We start from the raw sequence: 24,549 nt of genomic DNA, 5'->3' as shown, positions 1-24,549 counted from the left end.
GCCCGGCGGAGGGCTCAGGACAGGTCGGCGGCGGGGCCGGTCTGCTGTTGTTGCTGCTCCTCCTGTTGGCGGAGCTCGTTCTCATCGGGGGTTTGGAAGGGCTGGAAGATGTAGGCCTGGAAGAGGGCCTCGCCAATGGCGTTGAGCTTGCCCTGCAGGATGTCGATGTAGTTGTGCAGGCCGACCTCGAAGATGTCGTCGGCCGTGCTGAACTGGAGCTCGGCGAGCAGGCGGCCGGCGAGTTTCTCGGCCTCATTGCTGAAACGGCCCTCGTGGACGCCGGAGATGCGGCGGAGGACGGTGTTGAGGTGGCGGACGGAGAAGCGGACGGAGCGGGGGAAATCGTCGGTGAGCAGGAGGAACTCAGCCACGAGCGCCGGCTGGACCTCAGCGCCGTAGAGCGCCTTGTAGGCATCCCAGGCGCTGCAGGAGCGGAGCACGGCCGACCAGCCGAGGGCGTCGGTCTGGCTGGGGGCGTCGGGGGCACCGCGCGGGGGGAGGGAGGCGTGGCGCACGTCGAGAATGCGCGAGGTCTTGTCGGCGCGCTCGAGGTAGCGGCCGACCTGGATGAAGAACCAGCCCTCGTTGCGGACGATGGTGGCGTCGGTCAGGCCCTGGAGCAGGAGCGAGGCGTTGCGGATGGTGTGGAAGAAGTCCGAGGGGCTCTCCCGCCATTCCTTCTTCGCGCGGGGCGAATTGAGGAACAGGTAGATGCGGTTGATCTCCTCCCAGAGCTCGACGGCGATCTGGTCGCGCACCATGCGGGCATTTTCGCGGGCCTGCCCGATCGAGGAATAGATCGAGTTGGGGTTGGCCGGGTTGAAGACCATGAAGTCGGTCACGGTCTGGCCGGTGGTCTTTGGGTAGAGTTTCCGGAAGAGCTCCTCGTCGCCGGAGCTCTGGACGATGGGCATCCAGTGGGCGTTGAGGGTGGCGTCGTCGAGATTGCGGAAATCGAGCAGCATCTGGAGGTTCACGTCCACGAGGCGCGCGATGCTCTCGGCGCGCTCGATGTAGCGGCTCATCCAGTAAAGGGAATTGGCGACACGGGAAAGCATGGGAGGAAAGGGGGGGCTTAGTGGTTGCCGTAGAGGACCCAGGATTCCTTGCTGCCGCCGCCTTGCGAGGAATTGACGACGAGCGAGCCCTTGCGGAGGGCGACGCGGGTGAGGCCGCCGGGGATGATGACGGTCTTTTCGCCGTAGAGGATGAAGGGGCGCAGGTCGATGTGGCGGCCGGCGAAGCCCTCGGCCTCTCCGCAGTAGGTGGGATGGCGGGAGAGGGAGATCATCGGCTGGCCGATGTAGTTGCGGGGGTCGGCGAGGATGCGGGTGCGGAATTCGTCGCGCTCGGCCTGGGTGGCGTGCGGGCCCATGAGCATGCCGTAGCCGCCGGCCTCGTTGGCCGCCTTCACCACGAGCTTGTCCAGGTTCTCGATCATGTACTGCTTGTCGGCCTCCTCGCTGGCGAGGTAGGTCGGCACGTTCGGCAGGATCGGGTCCTGGTCGAGGTAGTACTTGATGATGCGGGGGACGAAATAATACATCACCTTGTCGTCGGCGACGCCGGTGCCGATGGAATTGGCGAGGGAGACCTTGCCGGCGCGGTAGGCGTTGACGAGGCCGGGCACACCGAGGGCGGAGTCGCGGCGGAAGACGGTCGGGTCGAGGAAGTCGTCGTCGATGCGGCGGTAGATGACGTGCACCGGCTGGAGGCCCTTGGTGGTGCGCATGTACACGTGCTGGTCGCGGACCACGAGGTCGCGGCCCTCGACGATCTCGATGCCCATCTGGCGGGCGAGGTAGGTGTGCTCGAAGTAGGCGGAATTGTAGGGCCCGGGCGTGAGCAGGGCGACGGTGGGCTCGGCGACGCCGGCGGGGGCGGTGTGCTGCAGGACCTTGAGCAGCTCCTGCGAATAGTTCTCCACCGGGCGGACGCCGCCCGACTCGAAGATCTCCGGGAAGGTGCGCTTCAGGGCGCGGCGGTTTTCCAGCACGTAGCTGACCCCGGAGGGGCAGCGGGCGTTGTCCTCGAGGACGAGGTACTGGCCCTTGTCGTCGCGGATAATGTCGGTGCCGCAGATGTGGATGTAGATGTCACGCGGCACCTTCACGTGCATGAACTCGCGGCGGAAATGCTTGGCCGACATCACGTAGTGGGCGGGGATGGTGCCGTCCTTGATGATGTTCTGCTCGTGGTAGATGTCGTGCAGGAAGAGATTGAGGGCGGTGATGCGCTGGACGAGGCCGGCCTCGAGGTGCTCCCACTCGCTGGCCGGGATGATGCGCGGCACGAGGTCGAAGGGGAAGATGCGCTCCGTGCCCTGGGAGTCGCCGTAGACGTTGAAGGTCACACCCTGGCGGAGGAAGGCGAGGTCCACCGCGTTGCGCTTGGCGGCGAAGTCCTCGGGGCCCACTTCGCCGAAATGCTTGAGGAAATGCTGGTAATGGGGCCGGACGCGGCCGTCGGGGCCCAGCATCTCGTCGTAAAAGTTCCCGGTTTCGTAGTTGCGGAAAGGTTCGGGCAGGGCGGCGGCGGGGGAGGCGGGCTTGCTGGAGGACATGGAGGGTAGGCCTTTGATTAGCAGGCTTCATGCAAACTGGGAGGAAATTTCTCACAACTGCTGCCGGCCAGAGATTTATGCATTTCGAGGGAGTGGATTTGCCGTTTGCCAAGGCCCAGCGGGAGGGTTTCACTCAACCCCTATCCATGCTCAGTTTCATCCTTAAGAAGTTCGCCGGCAGGCATCACCGGAAATACATCGAGAAGTGCCGCCCCATCGTCGCTCGGATCAACGAGTTTGAGCAGCAATACCAGCAGCTCACCGAGGAGCAGCTCCGGGCCAAGACCGAGGAGTTTCGCGCCCGCGTGAAGGGTGGCGAGACCCTCGATCAGATCCTGCCCGAGGCCTTTGCCGCGGTGAAGAACGCCGCCCGCCGCATGTGCGGCCGCTCGTTCACGGTGTGCGACCACGAGCTTGTCTGGGAAATGGTGCATTTCGACGTCCAGCTGATCGGCGGCATGACCCTGCACGAGGGTCGCATCGCCGAGATGGCCACGGGCGAGGGCAAGACCCTCGTCGCGACGCTGCCCCTCTACCTCAACGCCCTCACCGGCAAGAACACCCAGCTCGTCACGGTCAACGACTACCTCGCCCGCCGCGACTCCGAGTGGATGGGGCACCTCTACAACTTCCTCGGCATCTCCGTGGGCTGCATCCAGCAGCAGATGCATTCCGAGCAGCGCCGCGAGATGTACGGCCGCGACATCACCTACGGCACCGCCTCCGAGTTCGGCTTCGACTACCTCCGCGACAACGGCATGGCCACGCGCAAGGAGAACCAGGTGCAGCGCGACCACTTCTACTGCATCGTGGACGAGATCGACTCCATCCTCGTCGACGAGGCGCGCACGCCGCTGATCATCTCCGGCCCGGCCCCGATCGAGCGCGAGCAGCCCTTCACCCGGCTCAAGCCCGGCGTCGAGCAGCTCGTCGCCGCCCAGCTCAAGCTCATCAACCACCTCGTCAAGGACGCCTCCGACCTGCTCGAGAAGCCGGCCCTCACCCCCGACGAGCGCCAGATCGCCGCGATGAAGCTGCTCCAGGTCAAGCTGGGCATGCCCAAGAACAAGCAGCTCCTCCGCCTCCAGGAAAACCCGGAGTGGCGCAAGCTCCTCGACAAGACCGACGTCGAGATGCACAGCGACTTCAACAAGACCGAGCTCTACAAGTACAAGGAGGAGCTCTTCTTCGTCATCGACGAGAAGAACCACCAGGCCGACCTCACCGAGGTGGGCCGCAAGAAGCTCCGCCCCGACGATCCCGACGCCTTCGTGCTGCCCGACCTGGCGAGCCTGTTCATCGACATCGAGAAGGACACCACGAAGTCGCCCGAGGAAAAGGAACAGGCCAAGCGCGATGCCCAGAACCGCTACGAGGTCGTGTCCGAGGACATCCACGCCCTTTCCCAGCTGCTCCGCGCCTATTCCATCTACGAGCGCGACGTCGAATACGTCGTGCAGGAAGGCAAGGTCGTCATCGTCGACGAGAACACCGGCCGCATCATGTCGGGCCGCCGCTGGTCCGACGGCCTGCACCAGGCGGTCGAGGCCAAGGAAAACGTCACGATCGAGCGCGAGACGCGCACCTACGCCACGGTCACGATCCAGAATTACTTCCGCATGTACGAGAAGCTCGCGGGCATGACCGGCACCGCCGAGACCGAGGCCACCGAGTTCAACGAGATCTACCGCCTTGCCGTCACCCAGATCCCGACCAACAAGCCGGGCATCCGCGTCGACCTGAACGACTCGATCTTCAAGACCCGCCGCGACAAGTACAACGCGGTCGTGAAGCAGATCCAGGAGGCGCAGGCCCGCGGCCAGCCCGTGCTCGTCGGCACCGTCACCGTCGAGCAATCCGAGGTGCTCAGCCGCATGCTGAAGCGCGCGAACGTCATCCACACCGTCCTCAACGCGAAGTTCCACCAGCAGGAGGCCGAGATCGTCACCCGCGCCGGCCAGCGCGGCGCCGTCACCATCGCCACCAACATGGCGGGCCGCGGCACCGACATCAAGCTGGGCGAGGGCGTCCGCGAGCTCGGCGGCCTGTTCGTCGTCGGCACGGAGCGCCACGAGTCCCGCCGCATCGACCGCCAGCTGCGCGGCCGCTGCTCGCGCCAGGGCGACCCCGGCCAGACCAAGTTCTTCCTCTCGCTCGAGGACGACCTCATGCGCCTCTTCCTCCAGGGCAACCTGGCCTCCAAGATCATGGAGGGCTCCATGCAGGAGGGCGAGGAGCTTGAGCACAAGTGGCTCAACTACTCCATCGAGTCCGCGCAGAAGAAGGTCGAGCAGCAGAACTTCTCGATCCGCAAGCGCCTGCTCCAGTACGACGACGTGCTCAACAAGCAGCGCGAGGTCATCTACGGCATCCGCAACGCCGCCCTGCACAGCGACCGCCCGAAGGACATCATCTTCGAGATGATCGAGGAGGAGATCGCGAGCCGCCTCGAGGCCGCCAACTACGGCGGCAAGGGCGATGCCAACGCCACGAACCTCGAGGCCCTCGTCGGCTGGCTCAACTCGCACTTTCCCGTCAGCGCCAAGGTCGACGAGCTCACCGGCGACCTCGAGACGCTCCTCAAGGCCCTCGTGGAGCGCATCCGCAAGGCCTACGCCCTCAAGGAATCCGTCGAGGACCAGGCCGCCCTGGGCGGCCTCGAGCGCTACATTGTCATCAACGCCATCGACCACCACTGGCAGGAGCACCTGACCGAGATGGAGGAGCTGCGCCGCTCCATCGGCCTGCGCAGCTACGGCCAGAAGGACCCGCTGTCCGAGTACAAGGGCGAGGCCTTCCGCTTCTTCGAGGAGCTGATGAACAACGTGCGCCTGCAGATCTGCACGAGCCTCTTCCGCTCGGCGACCAACCGCGACGCCTTCGAGAACCTCTTCGCCATCCTCTCGCGCTCCGCGCGCATGCAGGGCCCGGCTGCCGCGCCCACCGCGCTCGGCGCCGCCGCCGCGTCGGCCGCCCCCGCGGGCGAGGCGCCTGCCGCCGCCGCGCCGGAGATCACGCTGCCGGCCGTCACGATCCGTCGCGAGACCCCCAAGGTCGGCCGCAACGACCCGTGCCCCTGCGGCTCCGGCAAGAAATTCAAGAACTGCCACGGGGCTTAACGTCATGGTGTCGGGGCGTCGCTCGTCGGCGCCCGCGGGCGTCCGCCAGGTACGTCGCTACAAAACCCAGTCCAAACCATCCCGCCCATGATCCGCATCATCGGTTTCGACGCCGACGACACCCTCTGGCGCAACGAGGATATCTTCGAGCAGGCCCATGAGCGCTACCGGGCCCTGCTGGCGAAATACCACCCGCGGGCCGAGGTGGACCGCGTGCTCTTCGCCACCGAGATGAAGAACCTCGGCCTTTATGGCTACGGCGTGAAGGGCTACACCCTCAGCTGCGTCGAGACGGCCATCACCCTGACGCGCGGCCAGGTCACGGCCGGCGAGATCGAGGAGATCCTGGCCACGGGACGGGAGATGCTCGCGCATCCGGTCGAGTTGCTGGCGGGCGTCGCCGCAGTGGTGCCCGCGCTGGCGCGGGACTATCGCCTGCTGCTGATCACCAAGGGCGACCTGCACCACCAGGAACGCAAGGTAGCCGCCTCGGGCCTGGCCGCCCATTTCCACGCGATCGAGATCCTGAGCGAAAAGGACGGCCCCGCCTACGAGCGCGTGCTGCGCCGCCACGGCGTGGCGCTGGACGAGTTCGCGATGGTAGGCAACTCACTCAAGTCCGACATCCTGCCCGTGCTCCAGCTCGGCGGCGCCGGCGTGCACGTGCCCTATCACGTCACCTGGCAGCACGAGCACGTGGAGATCGACCCCGCGGCGCTGCCGCGTTTCCGCCAGATCACGAGTCTCGCCGACTTGCCGGCCGTGTTGCCGCAATTGTGACCATGACCGCCCCGATCGACCTGTCCGACCCGTACGCGCCGCGCCCGACCCTGTGGGAACGGTACCCGCAACTCGCGTGGGGCCTAGCCGTGTTTGCGTCCACGCTGTTGTTCACGGTCGTCGCGTTTCCCCCCGTCAACGCCGGCGAGGCCGCCTATGCGCTGGTCGTGCCCGCGGTGCTGTGGGCCTACCGCCGGCCGTCGTTCCGCCACTTTGCCTGGGCCACCCTGGGTTCCCAGGTGGTGGCTTGGACCGTGTTGCTCGGTTGGCTCCACCATGTGACGTGGGCCGGCCTCTTCATGCTCGGGCCCTTTGTCGGGCTGCTGGTCGGGGTCTGGTTCCTGGCCGCGTGGTGGGCGGTGCCGCGGCTGGCCGGGCATCCGGTGGTCGTGCGGGTGATCGTGCTGCTGGGTCTGGCGGGCCTGTGGGTCATGCTGGAGTGGCTGCGCAGCGTGCTCTTCGGCGGGTTTCCATGGCTGCCGCTCGCCGCGAGCCAGTGGCAGCGTCCGCTCGTGCTGCAGAGTGCCTCGATCACGGGCGCCTGGGGCGTGTCCTTCCTGCTGGTGTTTTTCGGCCTCGGCGTGGCGGCCTACGCCCACCGGATTTTCTTCGAGGGCATGACTGGCCTGCGGAAGCGCAGCCCGGAGTTCATGGTCGCGCTGCTCCTGCTCATCGGCGGTTCGTTTCCGTTCCTCACTGGCCTGATGGGCGGCCAGCGGGTCAAGCTCGCCAAGGTGGCGCTGGTGCAGCCCTACATCCCGCAGACCCAGAAGTGGGACGAGGCTTTCGCGAGCAGCGTGCTGGCGACGCTGGACGAGGTAACGGTGGCCGCCAACGACCGCGGGGCGCCCGACTTCATCCTCTGGCCCGAGGCGGTCACGCCGTGGGCACTGTATCAGGATGCGAACGTGCAGGACTGGTTGCAGCAGGTGACGCGCAAGACCGGCAAGCCGCTGTTGTTCGGCTCGGTGGCCGCGGCCATGCCGGGCGAGGACCCGGACAGCTGGCACAACGGCGCCTTTGTCGTGGATCCGGTCGGCGGGTTATCCGCCAAACACTACACCAAGCGGAAGCTCGTGCCCTTCGGGGAATACATCCCGCTGCGCCCGGTGCTCGGCTGGCTGGAGAAAGTGGCCCCCATTGGCGGTGATTTCACGCCGGGTCTTTCCGCCGCGCCGCTGTCCCTGCCCGGCACCACCGGCCGGGTGCCGGTGGGCGTGCTGATCTGTTATGAGGACATTTTCCCCAACCTGGCGCGGGAGAGCGTGCAGGCGGGCGCCGAGGTGCTGGCTGTGCTGACGAACAACGCCTGGTTCGGCGAGGGCGGCGCGGCCTACCAGCACGCGGCCCATTCGGTGCTGCGGGCGGTGGAGAACCGCCGGCCGGTCATCCGCGTCGGCAACGGCGGCTGGAGCGGCTGGATCGACGAGTACGGCACCATCCGGGCCACGCTGCGCAGCGCGGCGGACAGCGTTTATTTCCGCGGCGGCCAGACCGTGACCGTCAACCGCGACCTCGCGTGGCGCGGGCAGCAGAGTTTCTACACGCAGCATGGCGACTGGTTCGTGCTGCTGTGCGCCGCGTTTACCGTGGGCGCGTATTACGTGGCTCTGACGCTGCGGCCGCCGCCGCCGCGGCCGGGCGGCGAGAAAGTGTTTTAGGCCCGGGGCCTACGGGCTTGCGGCGGCGTTCCTGCGCTGCGACAAAGACCCGCGCATGACATTCTCGACCCGACAAAAACTGTTCTTCAGTCACTTTCTTGCCGTCGTGCTGGTGTCTGGCAGCATCGGCAGTTACTTCTACCAAAGCGCGATCGACACCTTGCTCGGCAGCCTGCAGGCGCGGTTGCAGTACAGCACCGGATTGCTCTCACGCACGTTCAGTCCAACGGAGCTTGATCAGCTGTTGACGGTCGCCGACAAGGACAACCCCGCCTACCGTGAGGGGATTACACGGCTGCGTGAACTGGTTGGCTCGAACCCTGATATTGCCTACATTTACGTGCTGCGTCGCACCGGCGACAAAGTTCAGTTCGTGCTCGACTCAGACCCGGACGATCCGGCCCAGCCGGGCGAAATCTACCAGGTCAGCGCCCCGGCATTGCGGAACGGCTTCACGACCTCGAGCTGTGATCGCGAACTGATTCATGACAAATGGGGCACCTTCATGTCCGGTTACGGACCGATCGCCGACAGCAACGGCCGCTATGCCATTGGCATCGATATGCGCGCCGATGAAGTCGAAAACAAGCTGTATGAGCTGCGCCGCACCGGCATTCTTTCGCTCGCATTGTCGATCCTGCTGGCGCTGCTCTTTGCGCAGATGTTGTCGCGCAACTTTTTGAAGCGTATCTACGCGCTGCATCGGCGTTGCGTCGCCATGGCGCAGGGCGACGAGCTCAGTCCGATCGGAAGCGGTGACGAGCTGTCGCAGCTGACCGCCACCTTTGACGACATGCTGGGCCGGATCCAGCGTCACCATAGCGAGCTGGAGCAAAGGGTAGCGCGGCGCACGGCGGAGCTGCAGACCAGCAATCAGCGATTGCAGGGCGAAATTGCCGAACGCGAACGCATGGCGCAATTACTCGAGCACAACGCCCGCACCGATTTCCTGACCCAGCTCATCAACCGGCGGGCAATGGCCCAGCTCGTTCAGAATGATCTGGAGCGAATCGGTCAGGCCGGAGGTGCCTGTGCGCTGGTGTTGGTCGATATCGATCACTTCAAACGCATCAACGATCAGTTTGGCCACGACATTGGTGACGATGTGCTGAAAGCGGTGGCGCGCGCATTGCAGGCAGCGGTGCGGGAGCAGGACGTGGTGGCGCGTTGGGGCGGCGAGGAGTTCCTGGTGCTGTTGCCGAATACCGGTGAAGCCGAAGCGGTCGAGCAGGCTGAGCGGCTCCGCCAGTTGCTCGACAATGCTCAATTTCGTATCGACCGTTACCCAAATCGGGTGACCGCCAGTTTCGGCGTCAGTGAATACCATCACGGGCAAACCCTTGAGCTGCTGTTCAAACAGGCCGACCTGGCGCTCTACCAGGCCAAGGCGCAGGGCCGCAACCGGGTCTACGCCCAGTCTGGCGGGGCGGCTTGATCCGGCGCAAGGAGCCGCCCCGGATTGGCGCCAGCTGGTTCGCCGTCCACGGCGCCGGCTTCGTGGTTGAGTTTGGTGCTGGCGCGGGCAGCAGCGTTTCTACACGCAGCATGGCGACTGGTTCGTGCTGCTGTGCGCCGCGTTCCCCGTGGCCGTATATTACGTGGCCCAAACCCTGCGACCGCCGCGGCCGGGCGGCGAGAAGGTGTTCTGATGTAGGGCGGGATCGCCGAATCCCGCCTTCATTCGGACAGTATGCCGGCTTAAAAGCGGCGTTGCTTCGCCCTCTCTGCCAAACCTCCGTCGGAGACCCCGCCCTACAGTTAGGAGAGTACCGTGATATCTACGGCTTTTTCCCATCCGCCTGCGCCTTGGCCGCTTCCTGCTGCACTTTCCTCATCAGGAAACCGAAGGTGCCGGAGGAGCCCGACGCCGCTTGGGCGAGGAGATCATAAAGCGCGGTCGTGTCGGGGGCGCCCAGCGTGCCGCGCAGGACCGGCTGCCGCGTCATGGTGAAAAAACCGTCGGCGTCGGGTTTCGGGCCGATCAGCTTCATGCCCTTCAGCAGCACGGCCATCTCGTCGCGGACGGCGAGCGTCACTGGCAGCTCGAAGGGCAGGGCGGCCAGGTCGAGGTCCGGGTTGGCCGCGACGGTGCCCCGGGCCGAGAGCCGCAGCTGCGGGGTGTGGATGCGGAGGTCATCGAGCAGGATCGCGCCGCCCGCCTCGCGCCGGCCCCGGGCGGAGAGCTGGTCGACGGGCAGGTCGGAGAACTGCTTCACGAGACGGCCGATCGCGCGCAGTTCGGGGGAAAACGTGATGGCGCCGCCCACCAGCAGTGCGGCGGAGGCGAGATTGGCCTGCGGCACCTTGAGCTGTAGCCGGCCGCCCTCGCCGCGGAAGGAGAAGGCCGATGTGCTCCCGTCCAGCAGCTGCCGCGGGTTAGCACCCCGGGCCTCGATCGTGGCGTCAAAGTGCAGGCGGCCGGAGAAGGAGCCGAAGTCGGTGGGCGTGGCGGTCTGCACGATGCGCTCGGCGGAGAAATCCTGGATGCTGAAGCCACCGGTCAAACCGTAGGGAGTCGCGGGTTGCGCCGGGTCGTAGGCGAAGCGGAAGTTGCCTTGCCACCGGCCGTCGAACATTCGGCCGGCGAGTTGGCTCAGTTGCAGGGCGTCCTCGGTGATCCGGAATTCCCCGGTGAGGTCCTCGACGCGGTACGCATCGTAGGCCACTGCGCCGAACTTGAGCTCGAACCGGCCGAGCAGCGTCTGCCAGAACGCACCCGCGGGCGCGTTCGTAGCGACGGTGGCGGCCGCATCTGCGGCGGTCGCGACCGGGCTGGTGGCCACCGGCGCCACCTCGGCCGGGGTGCAGGCCGCGAGCAGCTGCATGAACCGGCCGGCGTCGAAGAAGTCGCCGGTGAGGGTTGCGTTGATCTCGGCCTTGCCCCGCGTCATCCCGTAGTCGAACTCGGTGGTGAACTGGCTCCAGACGGGCGCGGTCTGGTACTGGAAGTCAAACCGGGCGCGGTGGCGCTCGCCTTGGGACTTGAGCAGCGTCACGCGGGAACCGAAGCGCGGCAGCATGCCGCCGCCGGCCGGGTCGGGCACGTCGAAGAGCAGGAAGGTCGCCGTGGGGTCCTTGCCGCCGACCAGGTCGTGGTCGAGGATGAGCTGCGCCGTGCCCGCGGCCGGCAGCGGGAGGGTTGCGGCGAGCGGCTGGCCCCGGACCAGCGCCAGATCGGCGCGGACATTCAGCGACGCGGAGACGGGGATTTGCAGGTTGTTCGTGAAATACATGAAGGCCAGGCCGGCGTTGCCGGCCTCGTGTCCATCGATCAGCACCCGGCCGTTCTCCACCACCAGCGAGGCGATCGTGCCCATGACGATGACGGAGGGTGAGAGCTCGATCCGGGCGTTGCGCAGGTAACCGCCGGTGGTGTCGGCCAGCCGGGTCACATTGAACGTGAGGGGCCGCGCGGGATTCAGGAACAGGTTGGGTAGGTCGATCTTTGCCGCGAACTCCGTCGGTTCGAGCGTGCCCTCGAGGATCGTGCCGGTGGGCAGCAGCGGCTGCAGCCAGGGGAGCGGCACGGCGGCGGTGCGCAGGCGCAGCGAGTCGGCGGCGCGGTCAATGTCGTTGTCCTGCGCCGTCGCCCCGAGGGCGAGGGGGCGCAGGGTCTCGAGGTCGAGCAGCGACGAGCCGTCGCCGCGCCGGGCGGCGAGGGTGAACGAGCGCAGTTCCAGTTTTCCGTCGCGGCGGAGGAGGGTTGCGGCGCCGTCGGCGCTAAAAGGCCCGGCGGGGTCGCGCAGGCGGAAGATCTCGTCGAGGTGGCCGCCCAGCTTCACCGTGCCGATGAAATCGCCCGGCAACCAGTCGGCGCCGACCTGCACGCGGCCGGCGGGCTCGAGGGTGAACACCGGGGCGCGCAGCAGCGGCACGCCACCCTGGATGACGGCCAGGTCACGCACCTCCCAGGGCCGGCCCGGGGTGATGACCAACCCGGAACCCTCGCGACGCAGCGTGGATTCGCCGCCGGCGAGCCGCCCCGAGAGCGAGAGTCCGGGCAGCAGCGAGGCGGCCCAGTCGAGGCGCAGGCCCCGCGCGGAGAAACGCAGCAGGTCACCCTCGGCGGTCCGGATGGCCTCGGGCTGCTCGTAGTTGATCTCAAACGGCGCGAGCGTCTCGAGGACGAAGGTGTCATCGGTGCCGTCTTCGTCGCGGGCGGCGACGTGCAGGCTTTGCACGGTGGCATCGAACTCGCGGAGGTCGGCGGTGAGCCGGCCGTGGAGCACCGGCGCCTGGGCGGTGCCGAGCCAGGTGGGCAGGCGGGCGGTGCCGTGCGCCTGCAGCGTGGCAGTGAAACGCTCCAGATCGGCCACCGATTCGATCTCACCCTCCACGCGATCGCCCTTGGCGGTCAGGAGCGCGGCCGGCGCGATGCGCAGGCGCGCGGTTGTTGCGGTCAGGTCAAGGTGGGCTTCGCCTTGCAGGGTCAGCGGCGGCCATACGGGGAGCGTGGCGTCTTCCACCGTGAAGGCGGTCGACGCCAAGGGTCCGACCGGCGTGAAGCGCAGGGTGCCGGCATCGGGCGACGAGACCGTCCAGGTGCCCGCGGCGAGACCATCCTTGATCCGGCCCACGCCGAGCACCGGGGCGGTCCAGCCGAGCGGCAGTTGTTCGATGGCCAGGAGGCCCCAGGGCGAGCCGTTGCCGTCTCCGCCCGGGGGCAGGGTCACAGGGCGGGTGAGGCCGAGACGGAAGGCGGCCGCCGAGCCCTCGCTGCGGGCGGTGGCGTCGAGGCGGTCGAGGATCCACTGGCCGTCGCGGCGCGTGAGCCCGGCCGAGTGGCGGCCGAGCAGCCGGCCGATTTGGGCGAGTTCGGGCATGAACCGTTCCCATTGTTCGCCGTGGAATTCGCCCTCGGCGGTGGCGGTGGCCGCGCCGGTGGCGGGGTTGAGCGAGAAGCCACCTTGGCTCGCCGTCTCAATGACCGGCAGATCCGTGCGCTTCATCACGTGCGCGACCAGGGCCGAACCGCCGTGGGCGGACCAGGTGCCCGTGATGAGGCCGTCCGCGCGAGTGAAGTCGGCCCGGGCGGTGAAATCGGCGGCGGGCGCGTCCATCGGCTGCATCGTGGCCTCGAAGGATTCGCCGGTCGGGGTGCGGGCCAGGGTGACTTGCACCGTCGCGGCGGGCAGCAGCCAGTCCGGGCTGGTGCCGGGGGTCAGCCGGCCATCGAGGACCAGCCGGTCGATGCGGCCGTCGGCCGCGGGCGTGAAGTCAAGGGTGCCGGCGAAAGTCCATTCCCCTTGGAATCCCGCGACGAGATCGCCGGCGGTGGTGAAATTGAATTTCACCCGGCCCGGGCGGGTGATGTCCAGGTCGGTGCCCTCGAGGGCGAAGGCCACGCGAATCGGCGGGGCGCCGGCCTGCTCCAAGGTGAGGGTGCCGTCGGCCTGGGCGTTGCCGCAGGCCCAGGCGAGCGGCGCCTGCAGGCTTTCCAACAGACCCGTGAACGGGGCGGGGGAAGCGGCCGCGGGACCGGTGGAGGCGCGGATCGTGAGCTGGCGCGCCTGGAGATCGTCGATGGCGAGGCGCTGGCGGGAGAGCAGCTGCCAGGGCGAGATCGCGAGGCGCAGGGCGCGGGCCTCGACCGTCAGGTTGGGGAGGCGCAGGCGCACATCCGCCGCCTCGGCCCCGCCGGGACCGAGGGCCACGCGGCTGAATTCCACGCTGGTTTCAGGCTGGTTGGCCAGGATCCGGCGCAGCAACCAGGTCTGCACCGGGGGCAGCAACAGGAGCGTGACGACGAGCAGGGCCCCCAGCACGCCGCCGGCCAGGAGCCACCAGAGAATGCGGCGCTTCGGCGATGGAGCGGGCAAAGGGGACGGCACGGCGCAGCATCAAGGACACTTCGTTGCCGCCGGGCAAGCCCACCGTCGATGAATCAGGGGGCGAAGAGCACGCAGACGGCCTGTGGGGCGGACAGCGTCTGGGCGGTGCGGGTCAGGCGGCCGGAGGCGGGATTGACCGCGAAGACCGTGACGTTGTTGCTGTCGCGGTTGCCGCAGACCAGCCAGCGGCCATCGGGGGACAGGTTGAAATTGCGGGGATGCTTGCCGCCGGTGGGCACGATCTCGACAAGGGTGAGGGTGCCGGCCGCCGCATCGCGGGCGAAGACGACGAGGCTGTCGTGTCCGCGGTTTGACCCGTAGACGAAGCGCCCGTCGGGGCTGAGACGGATCTCGGCGCAGATGCTCGTGCCGGTGAAATCCGCGGGCAGGGTGCCGATCGCTTGCACGGGCGTGAGGGCCCCGCTCGCGGGCTCAGCGGCGAAGACCCCGATGGTGCCGTTGAGCTCGTTGATCACGTAGAGGAAGCGGCCGTCGGCGGAGAACTTACTGTGCCGCGGGCCAGCGCCGGGCGCGGTGGCCGTGGTCCCGGCCGGCGTCAGCGTGGCGGCGGCGGGATCGAGGCGGTAATGGAACACGCGGTCGAGGCCGAGATCGCAGACGTAGACGAACCGATTGTCGGGGGAATAGGTGATCGAGTGCGGGTGGGGTTTGTCCTGGCGCTGCGCGTGGGGGCCGAGCGGGCCGGTGTGGGGAATGAGGCTGGTGCGGGCGCCGAGCCGGCCGTCGGCGAGGAGCGGGAAGGCGGCGGTGTAGCCGCCGTTGTAGCTGATGACGGCGGCGGTGCGGCCGGAGGCATCCACCGCGACGTGGGCGAGCCCGATGCCGCCGGTGGCCTCGGTGTTGAGCGGGCTGAGCGAGCCGGTGGCGGCGTCGTAGCGGAAGGCGGCGAGGGCGCCGCCGGCCTTGCCGTCCACGGTGCCGCTTTCACTCAGGGCGTAGAGGGTGCGGCCGTCCGGATGCCAGGCGAGGAAGGTCGGGTTCGGGGTCGCGGCCACGAGCACGGGCTCGCTGAGGTGGCCGCTGACGGGGTCGAGGCGGACCGAGTAGATGCCGCGGCTTTCGCCGCCAGCGGGGGTGTAGGTGCCGAGAAAGATCAGGAGGCTCGTGGCGAGGGGCATGGGTCCGACAAAGTCGCAAGGGCCGCCGGTTGGCAAGGGCGGGCGTAGCGGGCCCACCCGGTGACCATTCCTTTTCCCGGTCCGCGTTAGCGGGCGCTGGAGTTGGTGGGCTCGTCCACGACGAGCGGGGCAGGGAAATCGGCGCCGCGGGCGCCCTCGCGACTGCGCAAGCGCTTGTTCTGCGAGCCGCCGAGCGGGGGATTCAGGGGAATTTCCATGCCGCCGAGCTCGTCCATCATCGCGTAAAGTTTCTGCTCCATCGCCTGCCCCGTGGCGCGGTGGGCGGGGTCATAGAGGAGGTTCTTCTGCTCGCCGGGGTCCGCTTGCAGGTCATACAGCTCGTCGGCGTCCCAGAGGCCGTAATAGGTGATGTACTTGTAGCGCTCGCCGCGCAGGGCAAAGACGGTTGGCGACTGGGGGAAGTTCTTCTCCCAATAGTAGACGTAGAGGAAGTTTTCCCGCCAAGGCACCGGGCGCCCCTGGGCCAGGGGCAGGAAGCTCTGCCCGTCCATGTGGGGCGGACGGACGAGGCCCATCGCTTCCATCACGGTGGGGGCGACATCCAGGTTGGCCACCACATGCTCGATGGCCTGGCCGCCCGGGAAGAGGGACGGACACTGCATGATCATCGGCACGCGGATGGAGGGCTCGTAGGCGACGCGCTTGTCGATCAGGCCATGTTCGCCGAACATGAACCCGTTGTCGCCCATGTAGAGGATCAGCGTGTCATCGTGGATGCCCTTGGCCTTCAGCTCGGCGACGATACGGCCCACGCTGTCGTCGACGGCGCACAGGGTTTCGCAGTAGCGCTTGTAGTATTGTTCGACGTCGAGGTCGCTGTGGTAGGGGAAGTCGACGCCGTGCCAGGAGTTGCGCTGGTCATGCAGCCAACGCGGCTTGAGGTGGTAATTTTCCGGCGTGTCGGCTTCCGAGGCCGGGCGGCGGTAGGGTTTGTCCACGAATTTCCCCGCGTGGCGCGCGGCGGGGGTGAAGTTGGCGTGGACCGCCTTGTGGGAGAGGTAGATGAAGAACGGCTTTTTGGCCGGGTCCTGCTGGCGGATGAAATCGACGGCGTAGTCGGTGAGCTCGTCGGTGATGTAGCCCTTTTGCGGCACGCGGCGGCCGTCGACGTTGAGCGTGTAGCCCGGTTTGGGCGGCAGGTATTCGCCCTGGCCGCGGAAGCTTACCCAGCGATCGAAACCGGGTTGCGGCTGGTCGCCCTCGCCGCCCATGTGCCACTTGCCGAAGAATGCCGTCGCGTAGCCCGCCTGCTGGAGGTACTGCGGGAAATAGACGGTGCCCGGCGGAATCGCGCGGTTGTTGTCGATGACGCGGTGGCGAAAGGTGTAGAGCCCGGTGAGGATGGAGGCGCGGCTGGGGGAACAGAGTGAGGTCGTAACGAGCGCGTTCTTAATGTGCACGCCATTGCGGGCCAGCGAGTCGATGTGCGGGGTTTCGGCCAGGGGATGGCCGAGGAAACTCATCGCATCGTAACGGTGATCATCGACGAGAATGAGGACGACGTTGCGCGGCTTGGCGCCGGGGATCCGCTCGGGCGTGATGGTCGCCGGCACCGGCACCACGGCCGCGGCACTCGCCGCGAGGAGGGTGCAATGGAGACCGAGGACGAGGCGGGTGTGGAGACCGGCGGACAGGGGCATCGGGGTAGGAGGCGGCCGGGCGGACGCGGTTGCCGGTGAGACCGGCCCGCCGCCCGGACGTCAGCGGTACCATGGTCGGGCCGTGAATGGGCGCAAGGCCACAGTGCCGGGTCCGCCGTTGTCGCCCGCCTTCCCCGCGGCCCTCGCCGCTTCAAGCCAGCGTGAAATGCCGGCGTACGTTCAGATCGTGGCGCAGCTCGGCGCGGAAGTCGGGGTGCGCGATGGAAATCAGGGCCTCGCCGCGTTCGCGCAGCGTCTTGCCGTGGAGGTTGACGGCGCCGTACTCGGTGATGACCCAGTGGACGTGGCCGCGCGTGGTGACGACGCCGGCGCCGGGGGTGAGCTGCGGGGCGATGCGCGAGACCTGGCCGCCCATCGCGCGGGAGGGCAGCGCGATGATGGGTTTGCCGCCGGGCGAAAGCGCCGCGCCGCGGATGAAATCCATCTGGCCACCGATGCCGGAGTAGATGCGGTCGCCGATCGAGTCGGCGCAGACCTGGCCGGTGAGGTCGATCTGGATGGCGGAGTTGATGGCGACGACCTTGGGGTTCTTGCGGATGACCGAGGTGTCGTTGGTCCAGTCGCAGGGGTAAAAGTGGACGAGGGGGTTGTCGTGGACGAAGTCGAAGAGCTTCTGCGTGCCGTTGATGAAGCTGGTGATGATGCGGCCCTGGCCGACCTTCTTGAAGCGGTTGGTGATGGCGCCGGCCTCGACCAGTTCGACGATGCGGTCGGAGAACATCTCGGTGTGGATGCCGAGGTCATGCTTGTGCTTCATGCGGCTCAGGGCGGCGTCGGGGATGCCGCCGATGCCCATCTGGAGGGTGGAGCCGTCCTCGACGAGATTGGCGATGATCTCGCCGATGCTGGCCTCGACCGGGGACTCGGCGCTGACGCCGTGGCCGTGCAGGGGGCGGTCGGTGGCAATGAAGGCGTCGACCTCGCTGAGCGGGATGACGTTGTTGCCATGCGTGCGCGGCATGGCGGCGTTGATCTCGGCGATGACGACGCGGGCGGACTCGAAGGCGGCCTTGGCGGCGTCACAGGACGTGCCGAGCGAGCAAAGCCCGTTGTGGTCGGGCGGGGAGAGCTGCAGGAGCGCGACGTCGAGCTTCACCTGGCCGGAGAGGAAGAGGCCGGGGATGTCGGAAAGGAAGATGGGGATGAAGTCGGCGCGGCCCTCCTTGACGGCGGCGCGCAGGGGCGAGCCGGTGAACAGGGAGACGGAGCGGAATTCCCGTTCGCGGCCGGGCTCGGCGAAGGGGGCGGGGCCGTTGGTGTGCAGGTGCCAGAGGCGGACACCCTCCAGGTCGTGGCGGGCGGCGAGGGCCTCGACGAGCGGGGTGGGGGTCGCGGCGGCGCCGTGGATGAAGAGATTCGTGCCGCTGCAGATGACAGAGACGGCTTCGGCGGCCGAAACCGCGCGGGTGGACCAAGCGGGGGAGGAGGAGGGCATAGCGTGGAGCCTCTGGCATGGCAGATCGGGCGCGGGAGGCGAAGCCCTGAAAATGTGCATGGCTTGGCGGGTTCTTCCTATGGGTTGCCCCGGGGTCGGACCGGCTGGATGCGGCGGAGTCAAGATGCGCCCCACGTGTGACAAGGGGTGCGCAGCCGCCGGGAGCGTTCTTTGCCAGACTGGGGACCGGCTGCCTTCACGTCCGGCGGCCACCTTAAAACCTAATGATCCACTATCCTTTTCCCACGCTCACACCAGAGGAAGCTGCTGCCCTGGTGCAAGATAAACAGACCATCGGTTTCGGTGGCTTCACCGCGGCCGGCGCCTGCAAGGTCATCCCGCTGGCCATCGCCGCCAAGGCCAAGGCCGAACATGCGGTTGGCCGGCCCTTCAAGCTCGGCGTGATCACCGGGGCCTCGACCGGCAAGTCGCTTGACGGCGCCCTGGCTGAGGCCGAGGCCATCGCCTGGCGCACGCCCTACCAGTCGGACCCCACGCTGCGGAAGTCCATCAACGAGGGTAAAACGCATTTCTTCGACCTGCACCTGTCCGCCGTCCAACCGGCCGTCCGCAGCGGCGTGCTGGGCAAGGTCGACTGGGCCATCCTCGAAGCCAGCCACGTCACGGCCCAGGGCGAGATCGTGCTCTCCGCCGCCGTGGGTTGCGCCAACACCTTTGCCCGCGTCGCGGACAAGATCCTCATCGAGCTCAATGCCCACCACCCGGGCGACCTGATGGGTTTCCATGATCTCTACGAGCCGGCCGATCCGCCGCGGCGCCGCGAAATCCCGCTCTATGCGCCGACCGACCGCATCGGCACCTCCTTCATCAAGGTGAACCCGAAGAAGATCGCGGGCATCGTGATGACCAACCTGCCCGACGAGTCCGGCGGCTTCGATGCGCCGGACGACGTCACCAACCGGATCGGCGAAAATGTCGCCGGGTTCCTGGCGGGCGAGATCAAGGCCGGCCGCCTGCCGGCCTCGTTCCTCCCGCTCCAATCCGGCGTGGGCAACATCGCCAATGCCGTCATCGGCGCCCTCGGCGCCAATCCCGGGATCCCGCCCTTCATGATGTACACGGAGGTCCTGCAGGATTCCGTCATCAACCTGCTGCAGACCGGCAAGTGCGCCTTCGCCAGCAGCTGTTCGCTGACCCTCAGCCCGCCCCGGCTCAAGGAGTTCTACGCCAACCTCGAGTACTTCCGCTCCCGCGTCGTGCTGCGGCCGCAGGAGATTTCCAACAGCCCGGAAATCGTCCGCCGGCTCGGCCTCATCACCATCAACACCGCCATCGAGGTCGATCTCTTCGGCAATGTGAACAGCACGCACGTCATGGGGCGCGACCTGATGAACGGCATCGGCGGCTCCGGCGATTTCACGCGCAACGCCCACGTCTCGATCTACACCTGTCCTTCCGTGGCCAAGGGGGGCAAGATCAGCACGATCGTGCCCTTCGTGACCCACCTGGACCACAGCGAGCACTCCGTGCAGATCGTGGTGACGGAGCACGGCGTCGCCGACCTGCGCGGCAAGTCCCCGCAGGAACGCGCCATGCTGATGATCGCGAAGTGCGTGCACCCGGAGTACCGCGAGCCGCTGCGCGCCTACCTGCGCGCCTCGGCCAAGGGCCACGTGCCGCAGACCCTCCACAACGCCTTTGGCATGCACCTGGCCTTCCTCGAGCAGGGGGACATGCGCAAGGTGGTCTGGAAGGAGTAAAGACAGTCATGTTCGGTCCGGCGCCCGATGCCGTGCTGTTGTAGGGCGGGGTCTCCGAACCCCGCCTTGCCCGCGGCAGGGCGTTTGAACGAAGGCGGGATTTGGAAATTCCGCCCTACATCAGGCAGGCCGCGCGGACACCCTCACGCCCGGGCCAGGGCTTCCTTGTAGTGGCGGCGGCACATCGCGACGTAGCGGTCGTTGCCGCCGATCTCCACCTGGGCGCCTTCCTTCACGCCGTGGCCGTCGGCCGTGATGCGGAGGTTCATCGTGGCCTTGCGGCCGCAGTGACAGATGTTCTTCAGCTCGATAAGATCGTCGGCCAGGGCTAGCAGCGCGGCGCTGCCGGGAAACAGCTGGGCCTGAAAATCCGTGCGGAGGCCGTAGCAGAGTACGGGGATGCGGAGTTGGTCGGCGATGTCGGTGCACTGCTCGACCTGGAGGCGCGTGAGGAACTGCGCCTCGTCGATGAGCACGCAGGCCACGGGCTGGGTGGCGTGGGCGGCCTGGGTGTGGGCGAAGAGGTTCTCCTCGGGCTGCAAGGGGAGGGCCTGCACCTCGAGGCCGATGCGAGACTTGATGACCCCGGCGCCGGCGCGCGTGTCGATCGCCGGGATGAAGCACAGCGTGCGCATGCCGCGCTCGTGGTAGTTGTGGCTGGCCTGAAGCAGGACCGTCGATTTGCCGGCGTTCATCGCCGAGTAGTAAAAATAGACCTTCGACATGCCGGGGCAGCCAAGCGGTTGGGACCGGGGCTGGCCAACCAAAAGGTCAGCCCGTGGCCCCTTGGCGGGCCGAACAACCCCGGCCGCGCTCGGAACTGTAAAATACACGGCGGGCTTGGGTGGGAACTAATCTGTGCCAAGTCTGTGCCGATAGAGGGGACAGCTTCCCCCTTCCATGCACGACCCTGTCATGTTCCGCCAGCTGCCCGTGATCCAGCAAGTGATTGCCGACGAGACCTGGCTGGAGTCGGAGCGCCGGGGTTGCCCGGTGCCGCCGGATGATCCGGCCGTGCGCGAGAACGTATGTCAGGTCATCCTGCGTATTGGTGCGACCCTGCGCGCCGCGCTGGCCGAGGAAACCGCCAACGCGCCGCAGAAGATCGCGCTGCACGATCACTCGCCGCACGCGGCGTGAGGGGACAGCGGCCCGGCGGAGGCCGGGCTCGCCATCAAGGCAGGTTGGCCGCGAAAAGGCGCAAAAGGCATTTTGTCATGCCGTCTCAGCTCTCCCGCACGCCTATAGGCGCCTTGTGCGCTGCACTCGCGGACGGATGTTTGCGCCTTTTGCGGCTAACAATCCGGGCGTTGCTGGCCAGGCCATGCTCAAAACGAAGGAAGGCGGGGTTCAGCCGTCGCCAAGGCTATGGCTGACGCGGTTGACGACCCCGCCCTACAATCGAACCAGCCCGCTTGAAACGCGGGTTTCGCCTCAGCGCATCCGCGCGAACGTCTTGGAAAGCAGTTCGAGATCGGTCGCGTTCTTCGTCTTCTCGCGGGTGGTGGCGATGAGCTTCTGCTCGAGGGCGTTCTTGGTGGGGCGCACCTTGTCCTCGTAATAGATGCCGAACTTCCCGGGCCAGGGCTCGGAGGCCAGCTTCATGGCGGCGAGTTTGTCGGTCGGGTCGTGGCGGAGTTCGTCCTCCGGCGTGCCGTCATTCTTCTTCAGCTCGATGGCCTGCCAGCTACCGCCCTTGCGGGGCACGGCGCCGTCGAAGGCGCCCTCGAAGAATTCGACGCACTCCGACAGGATCTCGACGACGGAGAAGCCGTCATGCTGCGCGGCCTTGAGCATCATCTCGACCATGTGGTTGACCTGCGTGGCGTGCGAGCGGGCGATGAAGGTGGCGCCGCTGTTGAGCAGCGTGCGCATCGGGTTGATGGGCTGGTCCATCGCGCCCCAGGGGTCCGTCTTGGACTTGAAGCCGATCGGGGAGGTGGGGGAGGTCTGCTTCTTCGTCAGGCCATAGACGGAATTGTCCATGATGACGTAGGTGAGGCGCGGGTTCTTGCGCGCGGTGTGGACGAGGTGGTTGCCGCCGATGGAGAAACCGTCGCCGTCGCCGCCGAAGACGAAGACATGGAGGTCGTCGCGGCCGAGCGAGATGCCGGCGGCGAAGGGCAGGGCGCGGCCGTGGATGTAGTGGCCGCCGTGGGTGTTGACGAAATAAGGGAAGCGCGAGGAGCAACCGATGCCCGCGAAGGTGACGATCTTCTCCTGCGGGTAGTTCAGTTTCTCGAGGACCTTGTAGAAGGAGGCGAGCACGGCGAAATCGCCGCAGCCGGGGCACCATGTGGGGTGGTCGGCGGTGAGGATCTTCTTGGTCAGCGGGGCGCGGGTGCCGTCAGCGGCGGGGGCGACGGGAGCGGCGGGGGCGGGGGTGGACATGGGGGCGGGGAATTAAAGATTTAAAATTCGAGATTTGAAATCGCGCGGTCAGCGCGGGGTGACGGCGAGGATGCTCTGCTTGCGCATGCCGATGGTGCTGTCGGGCAGGTCGATCTTCCGGGCGACGCGCTCGACGATCTCGCTAACCTTGTAGGTGAGGCCGTCGGTCTTCGTGATGCTGGTGATCGCCGGGTTGCAGGTGAGCGCGCGGAGCAGCGTGGCGAGCTGGCCGTGGCCGTAGAGGCCCTCGTCGTTGATCTCGACCACGAGGACGTGCTTGTAGCGGGCGAAGGTTGCCTCGAGGCCGGGGGCGAGCGGGTGCAGGTGGCGCATCTGCATGTGGGCGGCCTTGACGCCGGCGTGACGCAGGCGGCCCATGGCCTCGCGGATCGGGCCGTAGGTGCAGCCCCAGCCGATGAGCAGGACCTCGCCCGACTCATCGCCGACCAGCTCGGGGGCGGGGAGGGAATTCGCGACCGCCTTGATCTTCTCGCGGCGCTTCTCGGTCATCTTGGTGTGCAACGCCGGGCTCGCGGTGGGGTGACCGTGCTCGTCGTGCTCGAGGCCGGTGACCGTCGGGTATTTGCCGGAGGCCATCACGGAGCCCGGGGGCGCGTGGCGGGTCATGCCGCCAAGCGGGTAGGGCTTGAAGGCGGCGTCACGGGTGCTGGTGTCGGGCTTCACCTCGACCATGAGCTTGGCCAGGTCGGGCTCGTCGAAGGCCTCGATGCGAGTGGCGATGGCCTGGTCGGTGAGAATGATAACCGGGGTGCTGAATTCGCGGGCGATGCGGCCGGCCTCGAGAGCGATGTGGAAGCAGTCCTCGACATTCTTCGGGGCGAGCACGACGCGCGGGCAATCGCCGTGCGAGCCGTAGATGGCCTGCAGGAGGTCGCTCTGCTCGATGTTGGTGGGCAGGCCGGTGGAGGGGCCGCCGCGCTGGACGTTGATGACGATGAGCGGCATCTCGGCCATGGTGGCCCAGCCGAGGGCCTCCATCTTGAGGGAGAGTCCGGGGCCGGAGCTGCCGGTGATGGAGAGGTGGCCGGCGTAGGCGAAACCGAGGGCGGTGGAGGCGGCGGCGATCTCGTCCTCGCACTGCACGAAAAGCCCGCCGTATTTCGGCAGCTCGGTGCGGAGGGTCTCCATGATGGAGGACCAGGGGGTGATGGGGTAGCCGGCGCCGTAGCGCACACCCGCGGCAAGGAGGCCGTAGGTGAGGACGGTGTTGCCGTCACCGGTCACCTGGGGGCGGCCGCCGGGCGCGGTGGATTTCTCGAGGCGGTAGAGGCAGGAGCGGAGATTCTCGGCGGGGTAGGCGTAGCCGGCGTCGAAGGCGAGGAGGGCATTGCGCACGATGTCCTCGTTCTTGCCGGTGAAGCGCTCGCGGATGAGCTGGGTCAGCTTCGGCACGTCGAGGTCGAACATGCGGGCGATCAGGCCGAGCACGTAGATGTTCTTGCCCTTCTCCTTGGAGGAGCCGCCGACGGCCTCGACCGTGGCGCTGGTCATCGGGACGCCGACGGCGGTGACCTCCTTGTCGTCGGGGTTGGGGACCACGTGGTCGCTGTCGTAAAGGAGCACGCCGCCCGGGCGGAGCGAGGAGCGGTGGTTTTCGTAGCTGTGCTGGTAGAAGGCCACGAGCACGTCGGCGCGGTCGCCGGACGAGAGGATCTCGCCGGAGCCCATGCGGACCTGGAAGATGGAAGGACCACCGGAGATGGTGGACGGGATGGTCATGTAGGTCATGACCTCCTGGTCGGAGCGCCCGGCGAGGCGGGCGAGGAAGCCGCCGACGGCTTGGATGCCGTCCTGCGAATTGCCGGCGAGGCGGATGACAACGTCGGGGATGGTGGTGGCGGACGACGCAGAAGCGTCAGTCGCCGCGGGGGTATTCGGGCTGACCATAGGGGGGTAGATTGTTTTCACTATGTGCCTATGCGGGCGTTTCGTAAAGAACGGGTTGGAAAGCAAACAGTCTGCGAATCCTGCGTATTAGCCGAGGCATTAGGCCGGTTGAGAGTGGATTTGTCGGTCTAATGGGGGTGGGATACCGCTGAATCAGCGGAGGAGCGGCCAAGGTCGGGTCCTACGTCGCAAGCAAACCGGCAAGGCGATGCCGCGTGATGGTTGGAAAAAACTATCAGAGGCTAATGATTGAATTCGCCTAACGAGGGAGGTTAAATGTACTCCAGTGATGGGCTTGCGCGCGGATCAATCACCTGCC

At 67.1% G+C, this 24,549-nt stretch carries 15 protein-coding genes; 6 read left to right on the top strand and 9 right to left on the bottom strand.

The window, feature by feature from the left end:
- Positions 1-14: 14 nt before the first annotated feature.
- Together Verru16B_RS02105 and Verru16B_RS02100 are read right to left on the bottom strand one after the other, a co-directional pair.
- Positions 15-1,058, bottom strand: coding sequence for an alpha-E domain-containing protein (locus Verru16B_RS02105; protein WP_069960740.1), 1,044 nt, complete (start codon positions 1,056-1,058; stop codon positions 15-17).
- Positions 1,059-1,075: 17 nt separating this feature from the next.
- Complete coding sequence (locus Verru16B_RS02100) at positions 1,076-2,563, bottom strand: circularly permuted type 2 ATP-grasp protein (RefSeq protein ID WP_083270035.1); 1,488 nt, start codon at positions 2,561-2,563, stop codon at positions 1,076-1,078.
- Positions 2,564-2,709: 146 nt separating this feature from the next.
- Here Verru16B_RS02100 and secA point away from each other — a divergent pair, with 146 nt between their 5' ends.
- The 4 genes from secA (at position 2,710) to Verru16B_RS02080 (ending at position 9,558) form a co-directional block, all read left to right on the top strand.
- Positions 2,710-5,682 carry a preprotein translocase subunit SecA gene (gene secA / locus Verru16B_RS02095; RefSeq protein WP_069963555.1) on the top strand — a complete coding sequence of 991 codons (2,973 nt, stop codon included), beginning with the start codon at positions 2,710-2,712 and terminating at the stop codon, positions 5,680-5,682.
- An 87-nt stretch (positions 5,683-5,769) separates the two neighbouring features.
- A complete protein-coding gene (locus tag Verru16B_RS02090) occupies positions 5,770-6,462 on the top strand; it encodes an HAD family hydrolase (RefSeq protein ID WP_069960739.1) in 693 nt (230 codons plus the stop codon).
- Positions 6,463-6,464: 2 nt separating this feature from the next.
- Positions 6,465-8,123: an apolipoprotein N-acyltransferase gene (gene lnt, locus Verru16B_RS02085; RefSeq protein WP_069960738.1), complete on the top strand. Its 1,659-nt coding sequence runs from the start codon at positions 6,465-6,467 to the stop codon at positions 8,121-8,123.
- Positions 8,124-8,178: 55 nt separating this feature from the next.
- Positions 8,179-9,558 carry a GGDEF domain-containing protein gene (locus tag Verru16B_RS02080; RefSeq protein WP_069960737.1) on the top strand — a complete coding sequence of 460 codons (1,380 nt, stop codon included), beginning with the start codon at positions 8,179-8,181 and terminating at the stop codon, positions 9,556-9,558.
- Positions 9,559-9,901: 343 nt separating this feature from the next.
- On the opposite strand, the gene Verru16B_RS02075 is transcribed toward Verru16B_RS02080, so the two are convergent.
- The 4 genes from Verru16B_RS02075 to Verru16B_RS02060 all read right to left on the bottom strand — a co-directional run bounded on the left by Verru16B_RS02075 (position 9,902) and on the right by Verru16B_RS02060 (position 18,210).
- Positions 9,902-13,954 carry a hypothetical protein gene (locus tag Verru16B_RS02075; protein WP_157772133.1) on the bottom strand — a complete coding sequence of 1,351 codons (4,053 nt, stop codon included), beginning with the start codon at positions 13,952-13,954 and terminating at the stop codon, positions 9,902-9,904.
- 53 nt (positions 13,955-14,007) lie between these two features.
- Positions 14,008-15,093, bottom strand: coding sequence for a lactonase family protein (locus Verru16B_RS02070; RefSeq protein ID WP_069960735.1), 1,086 nt, complete (start codon positions 15,091-15,093; stop codon positions 14,008-14,010).
- Positions 15,094-15,179: 86 nt separating this feature from the next.
- Positions 15,180-16,754: a sulfatase family protein gene (locus Verru16B_RS02065; RefSeq protein ID WP_069960734.1), complete on the bottom strand. Its 1,575-nt coding sequence runs from the start codon at positions 16,752-16,754 to the stop codon at positions 15,180-15,182.
- 151 nt (positions 16,755-16,905) lie between these two features.
- The gene (locus Verru16B_RS02060; protein ID WP_069960733.1) at positions 16,906-18,210 is read right to left on the bottom strand and encodes an acetyl-CoA hydrolase/transferase family protein; all 1,305 of its coding nucleotides are present in this window, start codon (positions 18,208-18,210) and stop codon (positions 16,906-16,908) included.
- Between the two features lie 224 nt (positions 18,211-18,434).
- Between Verru16B_RS02060 and Verru16B_RS02055 the strand changes: the two genes are divergently transcribed.
- A complete protein-coding gene (locus Verru16B_RS02055; protein ID WP_069960732.1) occupies positions 18,435-19,931 on the top strand; it encodes a butyryl-CoA:acetate CoA transferase in 1,497 nt (498 codons plus the stop codon).
- A 143-nt stretch (positions 19,932-20,074) separates the two neighbouring features.
- Here Verru16B_RS02055 and Verru16B_RS02050 read toward each other — a convergent pair whose 3' ends face one another.
- The gene (locus Verru16B_RS02050; protein WP_069960731.1) at positions 20,075-20,656 is read right to left on the bottom strand and encodes a thymidine kinase; all 582 of its coding nucleotides are present in this window, start codon (positions 20,654-20,656) and stop codon (positions 20,075-20,077) included.
- Between the two features lie 175 nt (positions 20,657-20,831).
- On the opposite strand from Verru16B_RS02050, the gene Verru16B_RS02045 reads away from it, so the two are divergent.
- The gene (locus Verru16B_RS02045) at positions 20,832-21,071 is read left to right on the top strand and encodes a hypothetical protein (RefSeq protein ID WP_157772132.1); all 240 of its coding nucleotides are present in this window, start codon (positions 20,832-20,834) and stop codon (positions 21,069-21,071) included.
- Positions 21,072-21,365: 294 nt separating this feature from the next.
- On the opposite strand, the gene Verru16B_RS02040 is transcribed toward Verru16B_RS02045, so the two are convergent.
- Complete coding sequence (locus Verru16B_RS02040) at positions 21,366-22,322, bottom strand: thiamine pyrophosphate-dependent enzyme (protein ID WP_069960729.1); 957 nt, start codon at positions 22,320-22,322, stop codon at positions 21,366-21,368.
- A 48-nt stretch (positions 22,323-22,370) separates the two neighbouring features.
- Entirely contained in the window at positions 22,371-24,230 is a 1,860-nt protein-coding gene (locus Verru16B_RS02035; RefSeq protein ID WP_069960728.1) for a 2-oxoacid:acceptor oxidoreductase subunit alpha, read from the bottom strand.
- Positions 24,231-24,549 lie beyond the last annotated feature (319 nt).

This window comes from Lacunisphaera limnophila (genome assembly GCF_001746835.1).
Lineage (GTDB): Bacteria > Verrucomicrobiota > Verrucomicrobiia > Opitutales > Opitutaceae > Lacunisphaera > Lacunisphaera limnophila.
Note: the sequence above shows the minus strand (reverse complement) of the source record. Positions and strands in the feature narration are given on the sequence as shown.

Bases quoted from the DNA above. Each gene is read 5' to 3' on its own strand.
- Verru16B_RS02105 (WP_069960740.1), bottom strand. From the start codon at position 1,058: ATGCTTTCCCGTGTCGCCAATTCCCTTTACTGGATGAGCCGCTACATC.
- Verru16B_RS02100 (WP_083270035.1), bottom strand. From the start codon at position 2,563: ATGTCCTCCAGCAAGCCCGCCTCCCCCGCCGCCGCCCTGCCCGAACCT.
- secA (WP_069963555.1), top strand. From the start codon at position 2,710: ATGCTCAGTTTCATCCTTAAGAAGTTCGCCGGCAGGCATCACCGGAAA.
- Verru16B_RS02090 (WP_069960739.1), top strand. From the start codon at position 5,770: ATGATCCGCATCATCGGTTTCGACGCCGACGACACCCTCTGGCGCAAC.
- lnt (WP_069960738.1), top strand. From the start codon at position 6,465: ATGACCGCCCCGATCGACCTGTCCGACCCGTACGCGCCGCGCCCGACC.
- Verru16B_RS02080 (WP_069960737.1), top strand. From the start codon at position 8,179: ATGACATTCTCGACCCGACAAAAACTGTTCTTCAGTCACTTTCTTGCC.
- Verru16B_RS02070 (WP_069960735.1), bottom strand. From the start codon at position 15,093: ATGCCCCTCGCCACGAGCCTCCTGATCTTTCTCGGCACCTACACCCCC.
- Verru16B_RS02065 (WP_069960734.1), bottom strand. From the start codon at position 16,754: ATGCCCCTGTCCGCCGGTCTCCACACCCGCCTCGTCCTCGGTCTCCAT.
- Verru16B_RS02060 (WP_069960733.1), bottom strand. From the start codon at position 18,210: ATGCCCTCCTCCTCCCCCGCTTGGTCCACCCGCGCGGTTTCGGCCGCC.
- Verru16B_RS02055 (WP_069960732.1), top strand. From the start codon at position 18,435: ATGATCCACTATCCTTTTCCCACGCTCACACCAGAGGAAGCTGCTGCC.
- Verru16B_RS02050 (WP_069960731.1), bottom strand. From the start codon at position 20,656: ATGTCGAAGGTCTATTTTTACTACTCGGCGATGAACGCCGGCAAATCG.
- Verru16B_RS02045 (WP_157772132.1), top strand. From the start codon at position 20,832: ATGCACGACCCTGTCATGTTCCGCCAGCTGCCCGTGATCCAGCAAGTG.
- Verru16B_RS02040 (WP_069960729.1), bottom strand. From the start codon at position 22,322: ATGTCCACCCCCGCCCCCGCCGCTCCCGTCGCCCCCGCCGCTGACGGC.
- Verru16B_RS02035 (WP_069960728.1), bottom strand. From the start codon at position 24,230: ATGGTCAGCCCGAATACCCCCGCGGCGACTGACGCTTCTGCGTCGTCC.